Below are 18,946 nucleotides of genomic sequence, written 5' to 3' on the forward strand. Positions count from 1 at the left end.
GCGTCGAGAAAATCTTCCGACATCGTGAGAACTTTCTGAACGAGCCGACAGCCGGCCGGCTGTCGAAGCACGTGAAGCAAGCGCCGGGACCGGCCGAACCGATTGTCCGCCCGCCTTTTACAATCTTCACAAGATTACAGCCGCGATCGGTCAAAGACAAGACAAGCCGACCCGAATTGAGCCTCTGACGTTTCGGTTCTCCCTTCGCCCAACGACTGCAAACTGCCAAATTGCTTGCAGCGCTCGGGCAGGACGGCAGCGACGCCAGCCGGCCCCGGTGAAGACCAGGACAGAAGGACAATGCGCCATGACCGATTTTTACAATCTTGTTCCCTCCGCGCCGGAAGGCCGCTTCGACGATCTTGAGCGCAACTATTCGGTCGAGGACGTCAAGCGCCTCAGGGGCAGCGTGCAAATCCGCTACACCCTGGCAGAAAACGGCGCCAACCGGCTGTGGCAGCTCATCCATTCGGAGGACTTCGTCAATTCGCTCGGCGCCATGACCGGCAATCAGGCGATGCAGCAGGTGCGCGCCGGCCTCAAGGCGATCTATCTCTCCGGCTGGCAGGTCGCGGCCGATTCCAACACCGCCTCGGCGATGTATCCCGACCAGTCGCTCTATCCGGCCAATGCCGGGCCGGAACTCTGCCGCCGCATCAACCGGACGCTGCAGCGCGCCGACCAGATCGAGACCGCCGAGGGCAAGGGCCTTTCAGTCGACACCTGGTTCGCGCCGATCGTCGCCGACGCAGAGGCCGGCTTCGGCGGTCCGCTCAACGCGTTCGAACTGATGAAGGCCTATATCGAGGCCGGCGCGGCGGGCGTCCATTTCGAGGACCAGCTCGCCTCGGAGAAGAAGTGTGGCCATCTCGGCGGCAAGGTGCTGATCCCGACCCAGGCGCATATCCGCAACCTGTCGGCCGCGCGACTCGCCGCCGACGTCATGGGTGTGCCGACCCTGGTCGTCGCCAGAACCGACGCCGAGGCGGCCAAGCTTCTGACGTCTGACATCGACGAGCGCGACCGGCCCTTCGTCGACTATGACGCGGGCCGCACGCCCGAGGGCTTCTACCGGGTGAAGAACGGCATCGAGCCCTGCATTGCGCGCGCCATTGCTTATGCGCCCCATTCCGACCTCATCTGGTGCGAGACGTCGAAGCCCGACCTCGACCAGGCGCGGCGCTTTGCCGAGGCCGTGAAGAAGGAGCATCCGAACCAGTTGCTCGCCTACAACTGCTCGCCCTCCTTCAACTGGAAGAAGAACCTCGACGACGCGACGATCGCCAAGTTCCAGCGCGAACTCGGCGCGATGGGCTACAAGTTCCAGTTCATCACGCTCGCCGGCTTCCACCAGCTGAACTACGGCATGTTCTCGCTCGCCAAGGGTTATCGGGAGCGGCAGATGGCGGCCTATTCGGAGCTGCAGGAGGCCGAGTTCGCTGCCGAGCGCGACGGCTTCACCGCGACGCGCCACCAGCGCGAGGTCGGCACCGGCTATTTCGACGCCGTCTCCATGGCGATCACCGGTGGCTCGTCATCGACGACGGCGATGGGCGAATCCACGGAGAGCGCGCAGTTCAAGACCGATCCGCAGATGAGCGTCGCCGCCGAGTAGCGATCCCCCGCTCGTTTCGGCGATCTTCAGCGACGCTTGGCGCGACGGGCCGAAAGCTCCCGTCGCGTCCGGGCCGGGCAGCGCCTTTGGGAGAGGCCGCCCGGCCCCTGAAAACCGACAGCGACCGGACGCTTCGCAGAAGCACCGGCAAACAAGGAGAAAGAGAATGAGCGCAGTCGCCAATGACCAGGACCGTCCGCGCACCCGCGTGAAGGAACGGGCCGAAGAGCAGTCGTCCGCGATGGACGAGGCACAGCAGACGGCGATCCGCATGCTGGCCAACGATCTCCACCGGCTCAACCAGTCGGTCATGAAGGCCGTCGAGGCCGGCGTCTCGGTCGAGCTCGTCCGCTCGGCCCGCCATCATGGCGGCAACGGCAATTGGGGCGATCTCCTGATCCCGGTCGTCCTGAAGAGCGAACGCTGAACGCACAGCTCTGCGATGCACAGACAGTCGGCCGCGACCGCGCGGCCGGCAGACGTCATGAGCCAAGCTGGCGCGCCTAATCCAAGAGACGATCGCCGCTTTCGAAGAGTTGCCGCGCCGCGTCGCCGCACGGCATAATCATTCCATGACGATAACGATTGATCTTCCCCCCGAACAACTCGCGCGAATTGACGCGTTGGCGGCGCGTTCGAGGCGGTCGGTTGCCGAGGTGGTAAGCGATGCACTCGAAAACGGCCATTCCCTCGAGTGGCAGGAATACTACCTCGATAAGGTGGAAGCCGGCACTGCCGCGGCCGATCGTGGTGACTTCGCCACTCCGGAAGATCTCGAGCGAGTGCTGAGCAAGTGCCGGCTTGGATAATGCGGGTCGTCTGGACTATCCCGGCTCTCGATCAGCTTGAGGAATTCAGGATTTCATAGCACTCGATAGCCCCCGCGCCGCCGAGCGCCTTGCTAAGTCGGTTGTCGGACGCACAGCCATCCTCGCCGATAATCCGATGTTAGGCCGACGCGGGCGGGCATTCGGAACCCGTGATTTGGTCATCACGGGAACGCCTTACATCGTTGTCTACCGCGCCAATGCGGTCGTGGAGATCCTTGCGGTCATCCATGGCGCGCGACGCTGGCCGGAAGAATCCTAGCTTAATCACAAGATACCAACGAACTGTCCGACCCTGTCGGACGCAGTAAGTGCCATGGCCGCGATCTGGTACCGGCCGCGGCTTCTTGGCCTTGGATTACAAGCTCGCCGCAGACAATCTCCCCCCGCCTTCCCTCACCCCCTGCTCGCGGTCTATGCTCGGTTCGCCGAATGGCAGCCCCCAAAGGATCGCATGTCAGAGACCTCAAAACCCGGTTCCTCGCGCCCGCGCTCGCCGCAGCGCTTCGAGCCCCGCAAGAAACCGTCCTCCGGCGGCAACGAGGCGAGCCCGATCAAGGGCGCGCCGATGCCGGTCAAGCGCGACTTCAACCATGTGAAGCTCTCGCCCGACGAAAAGCGCGCCTTCCTCGATTCCAAGCGCGGCGTGCGATCGATGCAGGAGGCCGCCGAATGGCTCGCGGTGCGCGGCATCGACGATCTCGAGTGTATCACGCCGGACCTTGCCGGCGTTGCCCGCGGCAAGATGATGCCGGCCAAGAAGTTTGCCGCGAACACCTCGCTGGCGCTTCCCTCCGCGCTGTTCATGCACACCATCTCCGGCGAATATCCGGAAGAGAGCGGCGAGTTCCGCTATTCGCCCAATGACGGCGACCTGAAGCTCGTCCCGGACCTGTCGACCCTGTGCCTCGTCCCCTGGGAAAACGATCCGACCGCGCAGGTGATCTGCGACCTCGTCGACACATCGGGCGCCGCCGTCGGCTATACGCCGCGCAGCGTCCTGCGCCGGGTGATGGCGCTCTACCAGAACCGCGGCTGGAAGCCGGTCGTCGCGCCCGAGATCGAGTTCTACCTCGTCTCCAAGAACGTCGATCCCGACTATCCGCTGGTCCCGCCGATCGGGCGCTCCGGCCGTCAGATCCAGTCCGGCCAGTCCTATTCGATCGGCGGCGTCAACGAGTTCGACGAGTTGATCGACGACATCTACGACTTTTCCGATGCGCAAGGGCTGGAGATCGACACCCTCATCCACGAAGAGGGCGCCGCGCAGCTCGAGATCAATCTGCGCCACGGCGATCCGCTGGAACTCGCCGACCAGGTGTTCATGTTCAAGCGCACCATCCGCGAGGCGGCGCTCGGCCAGGACATCTACGCGACCTTCATGGCAAAGCCGATCCAGGGCCAACCAGGCTCGGCGATGCACATCCACCAGTCGGTGGTCGACGCGCGCACCGGCAGGAACGTCTTCTCGAACGAGGACGGCAGCGCATCCGATCTCTTCTACAACTTCATCGGCGGCATGCAGCATTACGTGCCGGCGGCGCTGATCATGATGGCCCCTTACGTGAACTCCTATCGACGGCTGACCTACGGCATGGGAGCGCCGACCAACAACGCCTGGGGCTACGACAACCGGACCACCGCCTTTCGCGTGCCGACATCGGACGCGGCCGGCCGACGGGTGGAGAACCGCCTGCCCTCCTCCGACACCAATCCCTATCTTGCGATCGCCGCCTCGCTCGCCTGCGGCTATCTCGGCATGGTGAACGCGGTGAAGCCGGCCGACCCGACGGACCGTACCGTCAATGAGGACGGCGAGATCGAACTGCCGCGTGGCCTGCTCGAGGCTGTCGCGGCCTTCGAGGCCGAGGAAGCGTTCCGCGAGGTCTTCAGCCGCGAGTTCGTCGGGACCTATGCGGGGGTGAAGCGGGGCGAGCACGAGACCTTCATGCAGGTGATCAGTCCCTGGGAACGCGAATTCCTGCTCCTCCAGGTCTGAGGCGATGGCGCCCTATCAGTCGCCCATCGCGCCGGGACGCTCCTGGTACGAGGACTCCGTCGAACGTCCCGTCTACCCTGCGCTCGGCGGCAGCCTCGACGTCGACGTCCTGGTCGTCGGTGGCGGCTTCACCGGCCTTTCCGCGGGTCTCCACCTCGCACGTGCGGGCCTCCGTGTCGCCGTCCTCGAAGCCCATCGGTTCGGCGACGGCGCCTCGGGGCGGAACGGCGGCCAGATGGGCACCGGCCAGCGGCTGTGGCCGGGCGAGATCGAAGAGGCCTACGGCCTGGAGCGGTCGAAGGCGCTGTTCGACCTTGCCGAGGAGGCCAAGGCCCATCTCTTCGACTTCATCGAGACCAACGGCATCGACGCGGATCTGAGGCGCGGCCAGCTTTCGGTCGTTCACAAGCGGCGCTACCTCAAGGACTATCGGGCTCAGGTCGAGGATCTGGCCACCCGCTACGACTATCCGCACACGAGCTTCATGGACGCCGAGGAAACCGCCTCGCGACTCGGATCGAGGCGCTATTTCGGCGGCATCCGCGACCTCGGCACCGGCCATCTGAATCCGATGAAGCTCGTCGTCGCAACGGCGCGGATCGCGGCGGAATGCGGCGCCCTCCTCCATGAGAACAGCGCCGTCACCCGGCTAGACCGGTCGGGCGGAAAAATCGTCGCCGAGACGGCGACAGGCACCATCCGGGCAGAGCGTGCGCTTCTCGCAGTCAATGCCTATGGGTCCGGGCTTTCGTCGGAGATCGACGCCCATGTGATGCCGATTGGATCATTCATCGGGGCGAGCGAGCCGCTGGCCGAGCCGGATCGGATCCTGCCGGGAGGCGAATCCTGCGATGATTCCCGTTTCGTCGTGCGCTATTTCCGCAAGAGTGTCGACGGACGGCTGCTGTTCGGCGGGCGCGAGGCCTATACGTCGGCCACCGGCGATATCGCCCGGCACATCCGCAAGCAGATCGCCGAGGTCTATCCGCATCTTGCGGACGTCAGGATTACCCATGCCTGGGGCGGCTCGGTCGGGATCACCATGGAGCGGATGCCCTATGTGCGCAGCCTGTCGCCGGGAGTGACGACGATCGGCGGCTTTTCCGGCCATGGCGTGATGCTGGCGAACTTCGCCGGGCGGCTCTATGCGGAGCGGGTGGCCGGCAATCGCGACCGGCTGGCCGAATTCGAGGCGCTGCGCATTCCCGCCTTCCCTGGAAGCACGCGGATGCGGGTGCCGCTGCTCTTCCTGGCCATGACTTGGTTCTCTTTGCGCGACCGCTTCTGACGCTGGCAGCGGCAGAAACCATAGCCGGCTATCATTGCAAGACGAACACATTTTTGTTGGAGCGGCGGCCGTCTCTGCCTGCAAGCTGGACCGCGTCCGGGATGCAGGCTCGTTTCCGAAACCCGGCCGCCGCCCATAAGCGCCTCCTGTGTCTGAGGCTTTATGTCTGCCGGAGTGAGCGAGCATGCCTGCCGCAGAGTGCAGCCACAACCGATCCGCCCACGGCTACGGGATGCTGGAGGCCTGCAAGCCTATGCCGGAGGTTGCGGCATGGCGATGCGTCGCCCCTTGCAAGTCCTTCACACCGAATGCATTTCCTGCCCAATGAACGAGATCACGACGATTCGGATGGACAAGTCCGAAGGACGGGCCCACCGTGAAGCCGTGGCTTCGACGCGGGCAATATTGCGGAGCGAGACGGCAGAGGCCCACGCGCGGCTCGACCACCGTTTCGAAGGCATGTTCGCGGCCGCGTCGCCGGACATCTATCACCGCTTCGTCAGGATGAACCATGCCTGCCACGCCATGCTGGAGCCGCTTCTGGCGCGTGAAACAGACGCGCGGCGCGGACCCCCGGCAACGCAGGGCGCACCGGTCAGCCTCCTGCCGCAACTTCGCGCCGATATGGAAGCGATGGAGCTCGCTCCGGTCCGGCTCGACAGCCAATTTCTGCCGCAGAGCGGGACTGCCGAAGCCGTCGGCGCGCTCTATGTTCTCGAGGGATCGCGTCTCGGCGCGCGCTTTCTCCATCGCGCCTTTCAGGACGGCGAGGTGTCGAGGCGCTGGTCAGGAGCCACGACCTTCTACCTCGATGCGGCTGCACGCCCTGGGAACATCGCCGGAATGCTGGAGATGTATTCGGAGCGAATCGGCTCGCCGCATGCGCTGCAGCGCGCCTGCGCCAGCGCATGTGCTACCTTTTCACTGTTCGCGGCGGCTGCCGATGCCTCCGACGCGACGAGCCGGCCGACGGCCGACGGCGACACTGCATGAGCGACCAGACCCAGACCTTCGACGTCGACCTTTCCAACTGCGATCGCGAACCGATCCACCTTCTCGGCCAGATCCAGGGCTTCGGCTTCCTGGTCGCGGTGTCGATGGATTGGATGATCCAACACGTATCGGCCAATATCGGCGCCTTCTGCGGCCGCGAGGCTGACGAGATTCTCGGCGGTCCGGTGGCCGACATCCTGCCGCCGTCGAGCCTTCACGCGATCCGGGGACGGCTGCAGCTTCTCGCGCCGAACGAGGGGTCGGAGCGGATCTTCGGGGTCGACCTGTTCCAGACGGGCCGCGCCTTCGACGTCGCCATCCACATTTCCGACGAGTCGATCGTCATCGAGGCGGAGCCCTCCTCGCAGACGGAGGCGGTCAATCCCGGCGCGCTGGTCAAGAGCATGATCGCGCGCATCCAGCGCTGCGAGTCTCTGCCCCAGCTTTACAACGAGTGCGTCCGGCAGTTGCGCGCGATCACCGGTTTCGACCGGGTCATGCTCTACCGCTTTTCCGAAAATGGTGCTGGCAGCGTCATCGCCGAGGCGCTCGGCCGCTCGATCGAGCCCTTCCTCGGCCTCAACTATCCGGCCGCCGACATCCCCAAGCAGGCCCGCGCGCTCTACATCCGCAACCAGATCCGCATCATCGCGGATGTCGATGCGACGCCGGTGCCGGTCGTCCCTCCGATCAACCCGCATGGCCAGGCTCTCGATCTGTCGCTTTCGCTGCTGCGGTCGGTGTCGCCGATCCATATCGAATACCTGCAGAACATGGGCGTCTCTGCCTCCTTCTCGATCTCCATCGTGATCGACGGCAAGCTCTGGGGCCTGTTCGCGCTGCATCACTACAGTGCGCGGCATCTGCCGATGGAGCTTCGCTCGACGGCCGAACTCTTCGGCCAGATGGTGTCGCTGGTGATCGAGGGCCGCCTCGCCAAGGAAATGCGGCTCGTCGAGGAGACGGCACGAGACCTCCACGACAAGGTGGTCGGCCGGCTGATCTCGACGACGCCGTCGATCGACGAGCTGATCGATTTCGCCAGCGACTTCCGGGAGCTGATCGCCGCGGACGGCTTCGCGCTTTGGGCGCACGGCGTTGCGCGCACGGTCGGCACCTGCCCCTTCCCTGACGACCTGCCCGCCCTCTCCCGTTTCCTCAACCGCGCCGCCGCCAGCCGCGTCTATGCCACCGACAATCTTGGCGCGGTCTACCCCAAGGCCACCGATTTCGCCGATCGTGCGGCCGGGCTTCTCGCCATCCCGATCTCGCGTACGCCGCGCGACTATCTCTTGTTCTTCCGCCGCGAGATCGTCCAGAACGTGACCTGGGCCGGCAATCCGCAGGCGAAGGAGGCGGTATACGGTCCGAACGGGTCCCGCCTGACCCCGCGGAAGAGTTTCGAGGCCTGGCAGGAGACCGTTCGCGGTAAGAGCACCGCCTGGACCCTCTCTGAGATGAAGGCCGCGGAGGCGCTGCGGGTTTCGATCCTGGAAGTGCTGCTGCGTTTCAACGAGGAGAACGAGCGCCAGCGGGCTCAGGCGACCCAGCGCCAGGAACTGCTGATCGCCGAGCTCAACCACCGTGTCCGCAACATTCTGGCGTTGATGCGGGCCCTGGTCGTGCAGAGCCGCGCCGGCGCGCGCACCGTGGAGGAATTCTCGAACATCATCGGCGGCCGCATCCAGGCGCTGGCGAGAGCCCACGACCAGATCACCGAGGACAGCTACGCGGCCCAGAGCCTGAGGGACATCATCCAGACCGAGATCGAGGCCTATATCGGAAGCAAGGCCGGGCGCGTCAGCCTGACCGGTCCCGAGATTCTCGTCGACGCCAAGGCGTTTTCGACCCTCGCACTCGTCTTCCACGAGATGGTCACGAACTCCGCCAAATACGGCGCCCTCTCGGACTCGCGCGGTGCGGTCGAGGTCGAGTGGATGGTCGACGAGAACGACTGCTGCACGCTGCGCTGGCGCGAGCTCGACGGGCCGCCCGTCGCGCCGCCGGTCCGTCGCGGCTTCGGCTCGACGATCATCGAGCGCTCGATCCCGCACGACCTCGGCGGCACGGCGGAAGTCGACTATCGCCTCGCGGGTCTTCAGGCCCGCTTCGTACTACCTCCGAACGTGTTCGGGGTGAGCGAGCCCGGGCAGGAGCTCGGACGTCACGAAGCCGTCGAGGCCCAGACAGGGAAAGGCAATAGCGTGTCGGATTTGAAGACCAGTCTGCAGGGCCTGCGGGGTCTCGTGGTCGAGGACAACATGATCATCTCGCTCGATGCGGAGCAGCTGCTGCTCGATCAGGGCATGGCCGAAGTGTTCACGGCAATGAGCGTGGCCGATGCGAAGCGGATCATCGAGAAGGAGGCGGTGGATGTCGCCATTCTCGACGTCAATCTCGGCAGCGAGACGAGTTTTCCGCTGATCACCCCCCTGAACCAGAAGGGCGTGCCCTATGTCTTCGTAACCGGCTATGGCGAGAAGATCGATCTGCCCGAGGACGCGGCGGACGGCGTAGAGGCGATCAAGAAGCCGTTTGCGGCGGAACAGGTAGTGGCGGCCGTGTCGCGGGCGGCTTCCAGACGCAGGTAGTCGGCGCCGATCGTCGCGGACCAGAATTCCGGCATTTTTTCGGACCTCTGGAAAAATTCAAACGATTAGACTATGCAGCAGCCGACGCCCGCGCGGCTGCGCCTTGCGAACGGAAGACGACCGATGTCCAGCCAGATCATTCCCGTCGATCCCTTCGACTACGTCGTTTTCGGCGGCAATGGTGACCTCGCGGAACGAAAGCTCCTGCCAGCGCTCTACCATCGCGACCATGACGGCCAGCTCCCCGCCGGGGCGCGGATCATCGGCGCCTCGCGCAGCCATATCTCCGACGAGGAGTATCGCAGCTTCGCCCGCGAGGCGCTGTCGAAGCACGTCAAGCCCGAGGATTTGCACGAGGTCTCGTTGGAGCGTTTTCTGCTGCGCCTCCACTATCGGCAGGTCGACGCCATGGCGGACGGCGGCTGGGACGAGTTGCGGAGCCTGCTCGACGAAGCCGGCACGGACTGCATCCGCGCCTTCTACCTTGCGGTCGGGCCGGCGCTGTTCGGCGAGATCGCCAGCCGCATCAGCGAGAAAGGCCTGTCGACGCCGAACTCGCGCCTCGTCGTCGAGAAGCCGGTCGGCCGCGATCTCGAATCGGCGCGCGCATTGAACCAGCAGATCGGCCAGTATTTCGACGAGGATCAGGTCTTTCGCATCGACCACTATCTCGGCAAGGAGACGGTGCAGAACCTGATGGCGTTGCGCTTCGCCAACGCGCTCTACGAGCCGATCTGGAACTCGAGCCATATCGACCACGTGCAGATCACCGTCGCGGAGTCGGTGGGTCTCGAAGGGCGTGCCGGCTATTACGACAAGGCGGGCGCCCTCCGCGACATGGTGCAGAACCACATCGTCCAGCTGATGTGCCTTGTGGCGCTGGAGCCGCCTTCGGCGATGGACGCCGACGCGCTGCGCGACGAGAAGCTGAAGGTGCTGAGGGCCCTCAAGCGGATCGACGCGAGCAATGTCGAAAACCTCACGGTCCGTGGACAGTACAAGGCCGGGGCCTCCGGCGGGGCCGCCGTCAAGAGCTATCTCGACGATCTCGGTAATGGTGGCAGCGACACCGAGACCTTCGTCGCCATCAAGGCCGAGATCGGCAATTGGCGTTGGGCGGGCGTGCCTTTCTATCTCCGGACCGGCAAGCGGCTTTCGGAGCGCATGTCCGAGATCGTCGTCACCTTCCGTCCGGTCCCGCACAACATCTTCGCCGGAATGGCGGCGGGCAACGTCCACCAGAACCAGCTCGTCATGCGGCTGCAGCCGGACGAGGGCGTCAAGCAATGGCTGATGATCAAGGATCCTGGTCCGGGCGGCATGCGCCTGCGCCATGTGCCGCTCGACATGACATTCGCGGAGTCCTTCAGAACCCGCAACCCCGACGCCTATGAGCGTCTCCTGATGGATGTCATCCGCGGCAACCAGACCCTCTTCATGCGCCGCGACGAGGTCGAGGCCGCGTGGGAATGGATCGATCCGATCCTCAAGGCCTGGGACGAGCGCAGCATGAAGCCGCAGGGCTACACGGCGGGGACCTGGGGTCCCTCCTCCTCCATCGCGCTGATCGAGCGCGACGGGCGCACCTGGCACGAGCCGGACTGAGGCCGCGCCATGCCGAACCCGGTGCTGCACCGCTATCCGACCCCCGAGGCGCTCGCCGAGGCTCTGGCGGGCGGCGTCGCGGCAGTGCTCGCCGGCGCCATCGCCACCCGCGGCATGGCGACGCTCGCCGTCTCCGGCGGCACGACGCCAAAGCACTTTCTCGAACGGCTTTCGCAGACCGGCATCGACTGGGCCGATGTCACCGTCCTCCTCGTCGACGAGCGCTGGGTGCCCGAGACGAGCGAGCGGTCGAACGGCGCGATGGTCCGCCGCCACCTCCTGAAGGGACCGGCGGCGGCCGCGCATTTTCTTCCGCTCTACCGGGACGCGGACGCGCCGGAATCTGTCGCCGACGGACTGTCCGCCTGCTTTCAGCGGCTGAGCCGGCCCTTCGACGCCGTCGTTCTCGGCATGGGCAGCGACGGGCATACGGCGTCCTTCCTGCCGGGAGCAGACGGACTTTCCGCCGCGATCGATCCTCTCACGAGCGAACCGATCACGATCATTCGGGCCGGGGAATGCGCGGAGCCGCGCGTGACCCTGTCGCTGCCGATGCTTACCGATGCCCGGCTCCTCGCCCTCCACATCGAGGGGGAGGAGAAGATGGCCTCCTACGTGCGGGCAGTCACTGAGGGCCCCGCCGAGGAAATGCCCGTACGAGCCGTCCTGCGTGCACCGCGCGACGAACCCGTGAACGTCTTCTGGGCGCCCTGACGCCGTCCAGCTCTTATCCGAAAAGGTTGCAAGCTGATGACTGCAGACCGCCGCATCGAAGAGATCACCGACCGCATCCGTGAACGCTCGGCCGCAACGCGTGAGCCCTATCTCGCCCGCATCCGAGCCAAGGGGGCGGAAGGGCCGAAGCGCTCCACCCTCACCTGCGGCAATCTCGCCCATGGATTCGCCGCCTGCGGGCCGACCGACAAGGCACGCCTCTCCGGCGGCGAGACGGCCAATCTCGGCATCATCACCGCCTATAACGACATGCTCTCGGCCCACCAGCCCTATGAGCGCTTCCCGGAGATGATCCGCCAGGCCGCGCGCGAAGTCGGCGCCACCGCGCAGGTCGCTTCGGGCGTTCCGGCGATGTGCGACGGCGTCACCCAAGGCCAGACCGGCATGGAGCTTTCGCTGTTTTCGCGCGACGTCATCGCGATGGCCGCCGCCGTCGGCCTGTCCCACGACATGTTCGACGCCGCCGTCTATCTCGGCATCTGCGACAAGATCGTTCCCGGCCTTGCGATCGCCGCACTGACTTTCGGCCATCTGCCGGCGATCTTCGTGCCGGCGGGACCGATGACGTCGGGCCTTCCCAACGACGAGAAGAGCCGCATCCGCCAGCTCTACGCCGAGGGCAAGGTCGGACGCGAGGCGCTGCTCGAGGCGGAATCGGCCTCCTATCACGGCCCGGGCACCTGCACCTTCTACGGCACCGCCAATTCCAACCAGATGCTGATGGAGATCATGGGCCTGCACACGCCGGGCTCGTCCTTCGTCAACCCGAACACGCCGCTGCGCGATGCGCTGACCCGGGAGGCGGCGAGACGCGCCCTTTCGATCACGGCCCTCGGCAACGAGTACACACCCGCCGGCCTGGTGGTCGACGAGCGCGCCGTCGTCAACGGCGTCGTCGGTCTTCATGCGACGGGCGGCTCGACCAACCATACCATGCATCTCGTGGCGATCGCCGCGGCCGCAGGCATCAAGCTGACCTGGCAGGACATTTCCGACCTGTCCGACGTCACCCCCCTGCTCGCGCGTGTCTATCCGAACGGGCTTGCCGACGTGAACCACTTCCATGCCGCCGGCGGCATGGGCTTCCTGATCCGCGAGCTCCTCGACCGCGGCCTCCTGCACGAGGACGTGCGCACCGCCTGGGGGACGGGCCTCAGAGCCTACACGATCGAGGCCAAGCTCGGCACCGACGGCCATAGCGTCGTGCGGGAGAGCGTCCCGACCGTGAGCGGCGACCCCAAGGTGCTGACGACGGCGGACAAGCCGTTCTCGATGAATGGCGGCCTCAGAATGCTCAACGGCAATCTCGGCAAGGCGGTGATCAAGGTCTCGGCGGTCAAGCCGGAGCGCCGCGTCGTCGAAGCGCCCGCCAAGGTCTTCCATGACCAGAACCAGCTGAAGGTCGCCTTCGATGCCGGTGAACTCGACCAGGACTTCATCGCCGTCGTCCGCTTCCAGGGACCGCAGTCGAACGGCATGCCCGAGCTGCACAAGCTGACGCCGCTGCTCGGCGTGCTGCAGGACCGCGGACACAAGGTGGCGCTGGTGACGGACGGCCGCATGTCCGGCGCCTCCGGCAAGGTACCGGCCGCGATTCACGTGACGCCCGAGGCCAAGGCTGGCGGCCCGATCGCCCTCATCGAGGAGGGCGACATGATCCGGGTCGACAGCGAGATGGGAACGCTGGAACTGCTCGTCGATGCCGCCGAGCTTTCCTCACGCAAGCCGGCGACGCCAGACCTTGCCGGCAACGAATTCGGGCTCGGCCGGGACCTGTTCGCCCCTTTCAGGGCAGCTGTCGGAACGGCCGACAACGGCGCCAGCGTATTCTGAGCGCTGGCGGCGATGCAGAACTGGCCGGACGGTTCTTTGTGCTGTAACGTCCGGCGCGACGGCATGACGCCTCCCGTCCGGCTGACGCGCCGGTCGGACGCAATTTGGATCGACGGATGAAGTTCGCAGCCACGCGCCCTTTCCGCCTGCCGCGCGTCTCCCTGCGCCCGCTCGGCATCGTACATGACGTGCTCGTCGCGTTCCTCGCTATCACGCTGTCGATGACCCTCGCCTGGGGCTGGGCGCCGCTTCTGGACGTCTGGCAGATCTGGGTGCTGATCGGCGCCTACACCGCGCTCAGCGCTGCGGTGTTTCCGATGTTCTCGCTGAACAGCGGCGCCTGGCGCTACGCCTCGCTCCTCGACGCCATGTCGATCGTCAAGGCGGTCACGACGATCACTCTGGTCTTCCTCGTCGTCAATTTCTTCCTCTTCCGCGGCGCCTATCTTCCGCGCACGGCGATGGTCGTCTCCTGGTTCGTGATGATCGTCGGCCTCGGCGGGCCGCGTCTCGTCTATCGGATGATGAAGGAGCGCGGTCTTGCCACGCCGGTGGCGGACGATGCTGCCGACTTCCGCCACGGCGTCCTGCTCTACGGCTTCAACGACAATGCGGACCTCTTCATCCGCAAGGCGCGTCGCAACCGGCGCCACAGCGTCATCTTCGGCATCATCGACGAGCGGACGAAGAACCGGCGGCGCCAGTTGCACGGCGTGCCGGTCCTCGGCCCCCTCTCGCAGCTGAACATGATCGCGCGCAGGGCGGAACTGCGCGCCACCGCCATCCGCGAACTGATCATCACCGACACCGAGATCGCGCCGGCCGCGCTTTCCGAACTCGTCGCGGCCGCCGCCCCCCTGAAGATCGCGCTCAAGCGCCTGCCGGACATCAGCCGCGCAGGCATCGTCGACGAGAACGCGCCGATTGAGCCGCTGCCGGTCTCGCTCGAGGATCTTCTGGGCCGCCGGGAGGTCGATCTCGACATCCGCGAGGTCGCCAAGCTGATCAACGAGCGCCTCGTCGTCGTCACCGGCGCCGGCGGTTCGATCGGCTCGGAACTCGTCCGCCAGATCGCGATGTTCCATCCGCGGCTGCTTGTCCTGATCGACAATTCCGAGTTCAATCTCTGGTCGATCGAAAAGCAGATCGCCGAGGAATTTCCGACCGTGCCGGTGCTCGCCCGGATCGTCGACGTGCGCCAGCGCATGCGGGTCGACACGCTGTTCCGGCAGCTGTCGCCGGACGTCATCTTCCATGCCGCGGCGCTCAAGCATGTGCCGATCGTGGAGGAAAATCCCGTCGAGGGCATCGAGACCAACCTCCTCGGCACCCGCAATGTCGCCGATGCGGCGCTCGCCGTCGGCGCCGGTGCCTTCGTCATGGTCTCGACCGACAAGGCCGTGAACCCGTCGAACATCATGGGCGCCACCAAGCGCGCGGCGGAGTCCTACTGCCAGGCGCTCGATCTCGCCCAGGACAAGACCCGCTTCATGACGGTGCGCTTCGGCAACGTTCTGGGATCGACGGGATCGGTGATCCCGCTGTTCCGCTCGCAGCTCGCCAAGGGCGGGCCGCTGACGGTTACTCATCCGAAGATCACCCGCTTCTTCATGACCATTCCCGAAGCTTCGCGGCTGATCCTCCACGCGGCCGGCCACGGCATGAACGACAGCCGCGCGAAGGGACAGATCTTCGTCCTCGACATGGGCCAGCCGATCCGCATCGCCGAACTCGCCGAGCGGCTGATCCAGCTGGCGGGGCTGAGGCCCCATATCGACGTCGCCATCCGCTTCGTCGGCCTGCGCAAGGGCGAAAAGCTTTATGAGGAGCTGTTCAGCGACGGCGAGACCCGCGAGGAGACTGGGCGCGAGGGACTGATGTTCGCGCGCTCGCGCGTCGGGGACGCAAAGCTCCTGGGGCGCAGTTTCGACATAATCCAGACGGCCGTCCAGGCCAATGACGCCGATCGCGCCGTCGAGGTGCTGAAGCGTATCGTGCCGGAATACCAGCCGGCCGAGGAAGCACTTGCCCTTCCCGCCATCGCCCAGCATTCGGGCTCCGGCGAGGTGACGGATTTGCCCCGCCTTCCCGGCCGCGAGGCCTGATCCGCTCAGGCGGCGGCGCGGCGCTGGCCGGGTCTGATCGCATCGCCAGCCTCATCGAAGAGCCGCATCGTCTCGGGCTTGGCTTCGAGCGAGACCACCGTGCCCCGCGCGATCGACGCCTCGCCGGGCAGCTTGGCGACGAATGACTCGTCGGTGCGGCCGATATCCACATAGAGCAGCGTGACCTCGCCGAGCGACTCAGTCAGCGTGACCTCGCCGCGGAACGGGGCGTTCTCAGACGACGTCACCGCAAGATCTTCGGGGCGGATACCGAGATGGGCGGCAGCGCCATTCATCGCTCCCGGCGTCGCGACCGGGAGGGTCACCTGCCGCCCGCCTTCCGGCAGGACCACGGTCGATTCCCCGGTCAGTTCGATCCGCGCCGGCAAGATGTTCATCGAGGGGGAGCCGAGGAACTTTGCGACGAAGAGGTTGTCCGGCTCCTTATAGAGTTCCATGGGCGAGCCGACCTGCTCGACATGCCCCTTGTTGAGGACAACGATCCGGTCGGCGAGCGTCATCGCCTCGACCTGGTCATGCGTCACATAGACCATCGTCGTGCCTTCCATCCTCTCGTGCAGGCGCGCGATCTCGATCCGGGTCTGGACGCGCAGGGCGGCATCGAGATTGGAGAGCGGCTCGTCGAAGAGGAAGACCTGCGGATCCCGGGTGATCGCCCGGCCGATGGCGACGCGCTGGCGCTGGCCGCCCGACAAAGCCTTGGGCAGCCGGTCGAGATAGGGCTCGATCTGCAGGATGCGCGCGGCCTCCCGAACCCGCTTGTCGATATCGGACTTGGCCGTGCCCTTCTCCAGCGTCAGGCCGAATGCCATGTTGTCGTAGACGCTCATATGCGGATAGAGCGCGTAGGATTGGAAGACCATGGCGATGCCGCGCTGCTTCGGGGTCAGCGCGTTGACGACCTTGCCGCCGATCTCCAGCGTGCCGCCGGTGATGTCCTCGAGCCCGGCGATGACGCGCAGGAGCGTCGACTTGCCGCAGCCGGAGGGACCGACGAAGACGACGAACTCGCCAGCCTGAATATCGAGGTCGATGCCGTGCAGCACCTTGACCGCCCCATAGGCCTTGCGGATCCCGGTGAGCTTCACATTGGCCATCGCGCTCCTCCCTTCGCCGGATATCTCCCCGGCCCTGTCACAATTGTCCGATGAACCCGTCATGCGGGGGGATGCTGATCCTCTGTCCCTCGGCGCGGCCGGCAAAGCCGTGACCGGCGAGAGCCGTCGGCGATCCTTCTCCCGCAAGGTCGAGAACGGCCTCGGTCGCGCCGAGATTGAAGGCGCAGACGAGCGCTTCATTGCCCGCCTTGCGAACGAAGGCGAGCACCTCGGCCGGCGCCTCGATGAACCGCATCGCCCCCCTGACCAGAGGCGGGTTCGCCCGGCGGAATGCGAGCAGCGCCCGGTAAAAATGCAGAAGCGAGGCGGGATCGGCCTCCATCCGATCGACGGCTCGCGAAAGATGTTCCGGCGGGACCGCCAGCCAGGGGCGCGCCTTGGAGAACCCGCCATTGGGCGCGTCTGCCTCCCAGACCATCGGCGTACGGGCGCCGTCGCGGCCCTTCACCTCCGGCCAGAAATTGATGCCATAGGGATCGACGATGTCCTCATAGGCGATGTCGGCCTCGGTCAGGCCCAGCTCCTCGCCCTGATAGAGGCAGACCGAGCCGCGGATCGTCAGGAGGATGCCGGCTGCCAGCCGCAGGATCCGCTCCGTCTCGGCGCTGCCGCCGCTCCAGCGGCTGGCATGGCGCGGCACGTCATGGTTGGAAAAGGCCCAGCAGGCCCAGCCGTCGGCGGCGGTTCTTTCGAACCGGCCGAGAATGCCGCGGATCGTCTCCGCGGGCGGCATCTCGCCGGACAGGAAATCGAAGGCGTAGCACATCTGCAGCTTGTCGCCGCCCGAGGCGTATTCGCCCATCAGCTCGACGCCGCGGATGCGCTCGCCCACCTCGCCGACCGCCATCGCACCGTATTCGTCGAGGAGCGCCCGCAATTCCCGCAGGAAGACATTCACCTCCGGCCGGTTCTTGTCGTGGACGTGATCCTGGAAATTGTAGGGCTGGTTGCGCGAGGCCATGACCTCGGACTGGAGCGCTGTGCCGAGCGGCGGATTGTCGCGAAGCTTTGCGTCGTGAAAGTAGAAATTCGTCGTGTCCAGCCGGAAGCCGTCGACGCCGCGATCGAGCCAGAAACGCACATCGGAAAGCAGCGCCTCGCGCACCGCCGGATTGTGGAAGTTGAGGTCCGGCTGCGAGGTCAGGAAGTTGTGGAGGTAATACTGCCGTCGCCGCGAGTCCCATTCCCAGGACGTGCCGCCGAAGACCGAGAGCCAGTTGTTCGGCGGCGTCCCATCCGGCTTCGGATCGGCCCAGACATACCAGTCGGCCTTCGCATTGTCGCGGCCCGAGCGGCTTTCGACGAACCATGGATGCCGGTCGGACGTATGGGAGAGCACCTGGTCGATGACGACCTTGAGGCCGAGCCGATGCGCCTCGGCGACGAGGGCATCGAAGTCTTCGAGCGTTCCGAAGATCGGGTCGACGCCACGATAGTCGGAAATGTCGTAGCCGAAATCCTTCATCGGCGAGGGCATGAAGGGAGAGATCCAGATCGCGTCGACGCCAAGCGAGGCGACATAGGCCAGGCGTCGCGTGATGCCCGCGAGATCGCCGATCCCGTCCCCGCTGGAATCCTGGTAGGAGCGCGGATAGATCTGGTAGATGACGCCGCCGCGCCACCACTCGGCGTCGCCGTGCGAATTTTCGCCTGGCCTTGCGTCGAAGGGGTCGGGGCGGTCCTGCAAACGGGTCTCCATCAGCCGGTGGCCTCGAACGCTTCGTGAAAGACGATCTCGCCTGCAGGCGCAGGCGGAACAAGGACGCGGCGTTGCACAAGTCGCGCCGGCACGTCGCGATAGGTGAGCCTTGGATCGCTCTCGAATCCAAACCGGGAATAGAAGCCCGGGTCGCCGACAAGCACGCATCCCCTGGCGCCCCATCCTTCGAGGCGGCGGAGGCCGTCCGTCACGAGCGCCGTCCCGATCCCCTGGCGCTGGAGCTGCGGCCAGACCGAGATCGGCCCGAGCGCGTACCATGCGCCCTCGCCGCTTTCGATCGTCACCGGCGAGAAGACGACATGGCCCATGATGCCGCCGTCGGGATCGACCGCGACGAGGGAGAGAACCATCGCGTCGGCGCCTCTCAGCGCGTCGACGATCGCCGCCTCTGTCTGCTGGCTGTGCGGCGCGTCCTTGAAGGCCGCCTGCGTCAGGGCCCGGATCACGTCGATATCGGCCGGCGTCTCCGGCCGGATGTGGGGCGGCACCGTCATCG

Annotated in this window: 15 protein-coding genes; 12 read left to right on the forward strand and 3 right to left on the reverse strand. The window is 65.8% G+C overall.

Annotated elements, in window-relative coordinates; translation table 11 throughout:
- Positions 1 to 307: 307 nt before the first annotated feature.
- The 12 genes from aceA to LH400_RS09270 all read left to right on the forward strand — a co-directional run bounded on the left by aceA (position 308) and on the right by LH400_RS09270 (position 15,591).
- Positions 308 to 1,615, forward strand: coding sequence for an isocitrate lyase (gene aceA / locus LH400_RS09215; protein WP_229152378.1), 1,308 nt, complete (start codon positions 308 to 310; stop codon positions 1,613 to 1,615).
- 166 nt (positions 1,616 to 1,781) lie between these two features.
- Positions 1,782 to 2,042: an SMc00767 family acetate metabolism repressor gene (locus LH400_RS09220; RefSeq protein ID WP_229152379.1), complete on the forward strand. Its 261-nt coding sequence runs from the start codon at positions 1,782 to 1,784 to the stop codon at positions 2,040 to 2,042.
- A 145-nt stretch (positions 2,043 to 2,187) separates the two neighbouring features.
- Entirely contained in the window at positions 2,188 to 2,424 is a 237-nt protein-coding gene (locus LH400_RS09225; protein ID WP_229152380.1) for a CopG family ribbon-helix-helix protein, read from the forward strand.
- A gap of 55 nt (positions 2,425 to 2,479) precedes the next feature.
- Positions 2,480 to 2,704: a type II toxin-antitoxin system RelE/ParE family toxin gene (locus LH400_RS09230; protein WP_229152433.1), complete on the forward strand. Its 225-nt coding sequence runs from the start codon at positions 2,480 to 2,482 to the stop codon at positions 2,702 to 2,704.
- A gap of 306 nt (positions 2,705 to 3,010) precedes the next feature.
- Positions 3,011 to 4,441, forward strand: coding sequence for a glutamine synthetase family protein (locus tag LH400_RS09235; protein ID WP_229152434.1), 1,431 nt, complete (start codon positions 3,011 to 3,013; stop codon positions 4,439 to 4,441).
- Between the two features lie 4 nt (positions 4,442 to 4,445).
- Entirely contained in the window at positions 4,446 to 5,729 is a 1,284-nt protein-coding gene (locus LH400_RS09240; protein WP_229152381.1) for an NAD(P)/FAD-dependent oxidoreductase, read from the forward strand.
- Between the two features lie 174 nt (positions 5,730 to 5,903).
- Positions 5,904 to 6,722 carry a biliverdin-producing heme oxygenase gene (locus LH400_RS09245; protein WP_229152382.1) on the forward strand — a complete coding sequence of 273 codons (819 nt, stop codon included), beginning with the start codon at positions 5,904 to 5,906 and terminating at the stop codon, positions 6,720 to 6,722.
- Complete coding sequence (locus LH400_RS09250; protein WP_229152383.1) at positions 6,719 to 9,313, forward strand: HWE histidine kinase domain-containing protein; 2,595 nt, start codon at positions 6,719 to 6,721, stop codon at positions 9,311 to 9,313. The genes LH400_RS09245 and LH400_RS09250 overlap by 4 nt, the downstream gene beginning before the upstream one ends.
- Positions 9,314 to 9,436: 123 nt before the next feature.
- Positions 9,437 to 10,918, forward strand: coding sequence for a glucose-6-phosphate dehydrogenase (zwf, locus tag LH400_RS09255; RefSeq protein WP_229152384.1), 1,482 nt, complete (start codon positions 9,437 to 9,439; stop codon positions 10,916 to 10,918).
- 9 nt (positions 10,919 to 10,927) lie between these two features.
- Positions 10,928 to 11,632, forward strand: a complete 705-nt coding sequence (gene pgl, locus LH400_RS09260) for a 6-phosphogluconolactonase (protein WP_229152385.1) — start codon at positions 10,928 to 10,930, stop codon at positions 11,630 to 11,632.
- Positions 11,633 to 11,668: 36 nt separating this feature from the next.
- Entirely contained in the window at positions 11,669 to 13,486 is a 1,818-nt protein-coding gene (edd, locus tag LH400_RS09265) for a phosphogluconate dehydratase (RefSeq protein ID WP_229152386.1), read from the forward strand.
- 116 nt (positions 13,487 to 13,602) lie between these two features.
- Entirely contained in the window at positions 13,603 to 15,591 is a 1,989-nt protein-coding gene (locus LH400_RS09270) for a polysaccharide biosynthesis protein (RefSeq protein ID WP_229152387.1), read from the forward strand.
- A 5-nt stretch (positions 15,592 to 15,596) separates the two neighbouring features.
- On the opposite strand, the gene LH400_RS09275 is transcribed toward LH400_RS09270, so the two are convergent.
- From LH400_RS09275 to LH400_RS09285, 3 genes are read right to left on the reverse strand one after another with little or no spacing between them, the layout of a single operon-like run.
- Complete coding sequence (locus LH400_RS09275; protein ID WP_229152388.1) at positions 15,597 to 16,709, reverse strand: ABC transporter ATP-binding protein; 1,113 nt, start codon at positions 16,707 to 16,709, stop codon at positions 15,597 to 15,599.
- 37 nt (positions 16,710 to 16,746) lie between these two features.
- Entirely contained in the window at positions 16,747 to 18,429 is a 1,683-nt protein-coding gene (locus LH400_RS09280; protein ID WP_229152389.1) for an alpha-glucosidase family protein, read from the reverse strand.
- Positions 18,429 to 18,944: a GNAT family N-acetyltransferase gene (locus LH400_RS09285; RefSeq protein WP_229152390.1), complete on the reverse strand. Its 516-nt coding sequence runs from the start codon at positions 18,942 to 18,944 to the stop codon at positions 18,429 to 18,431. Before LH400_RS09285 ends, LH400_RS09280 begins: the two co-directional genes overlap by 1 nt.
- Positions 18,945 to 18,946: the final 2 nt, after the last annotated feature.

This window comes from Jiella soli (assembly GCF_020615385.1).
Lineage (GTDB): Bacteria > Pseudomonadota > Alphaproteobacteria > Rhizobiales > Rhizobiaceae > VKMB-3413.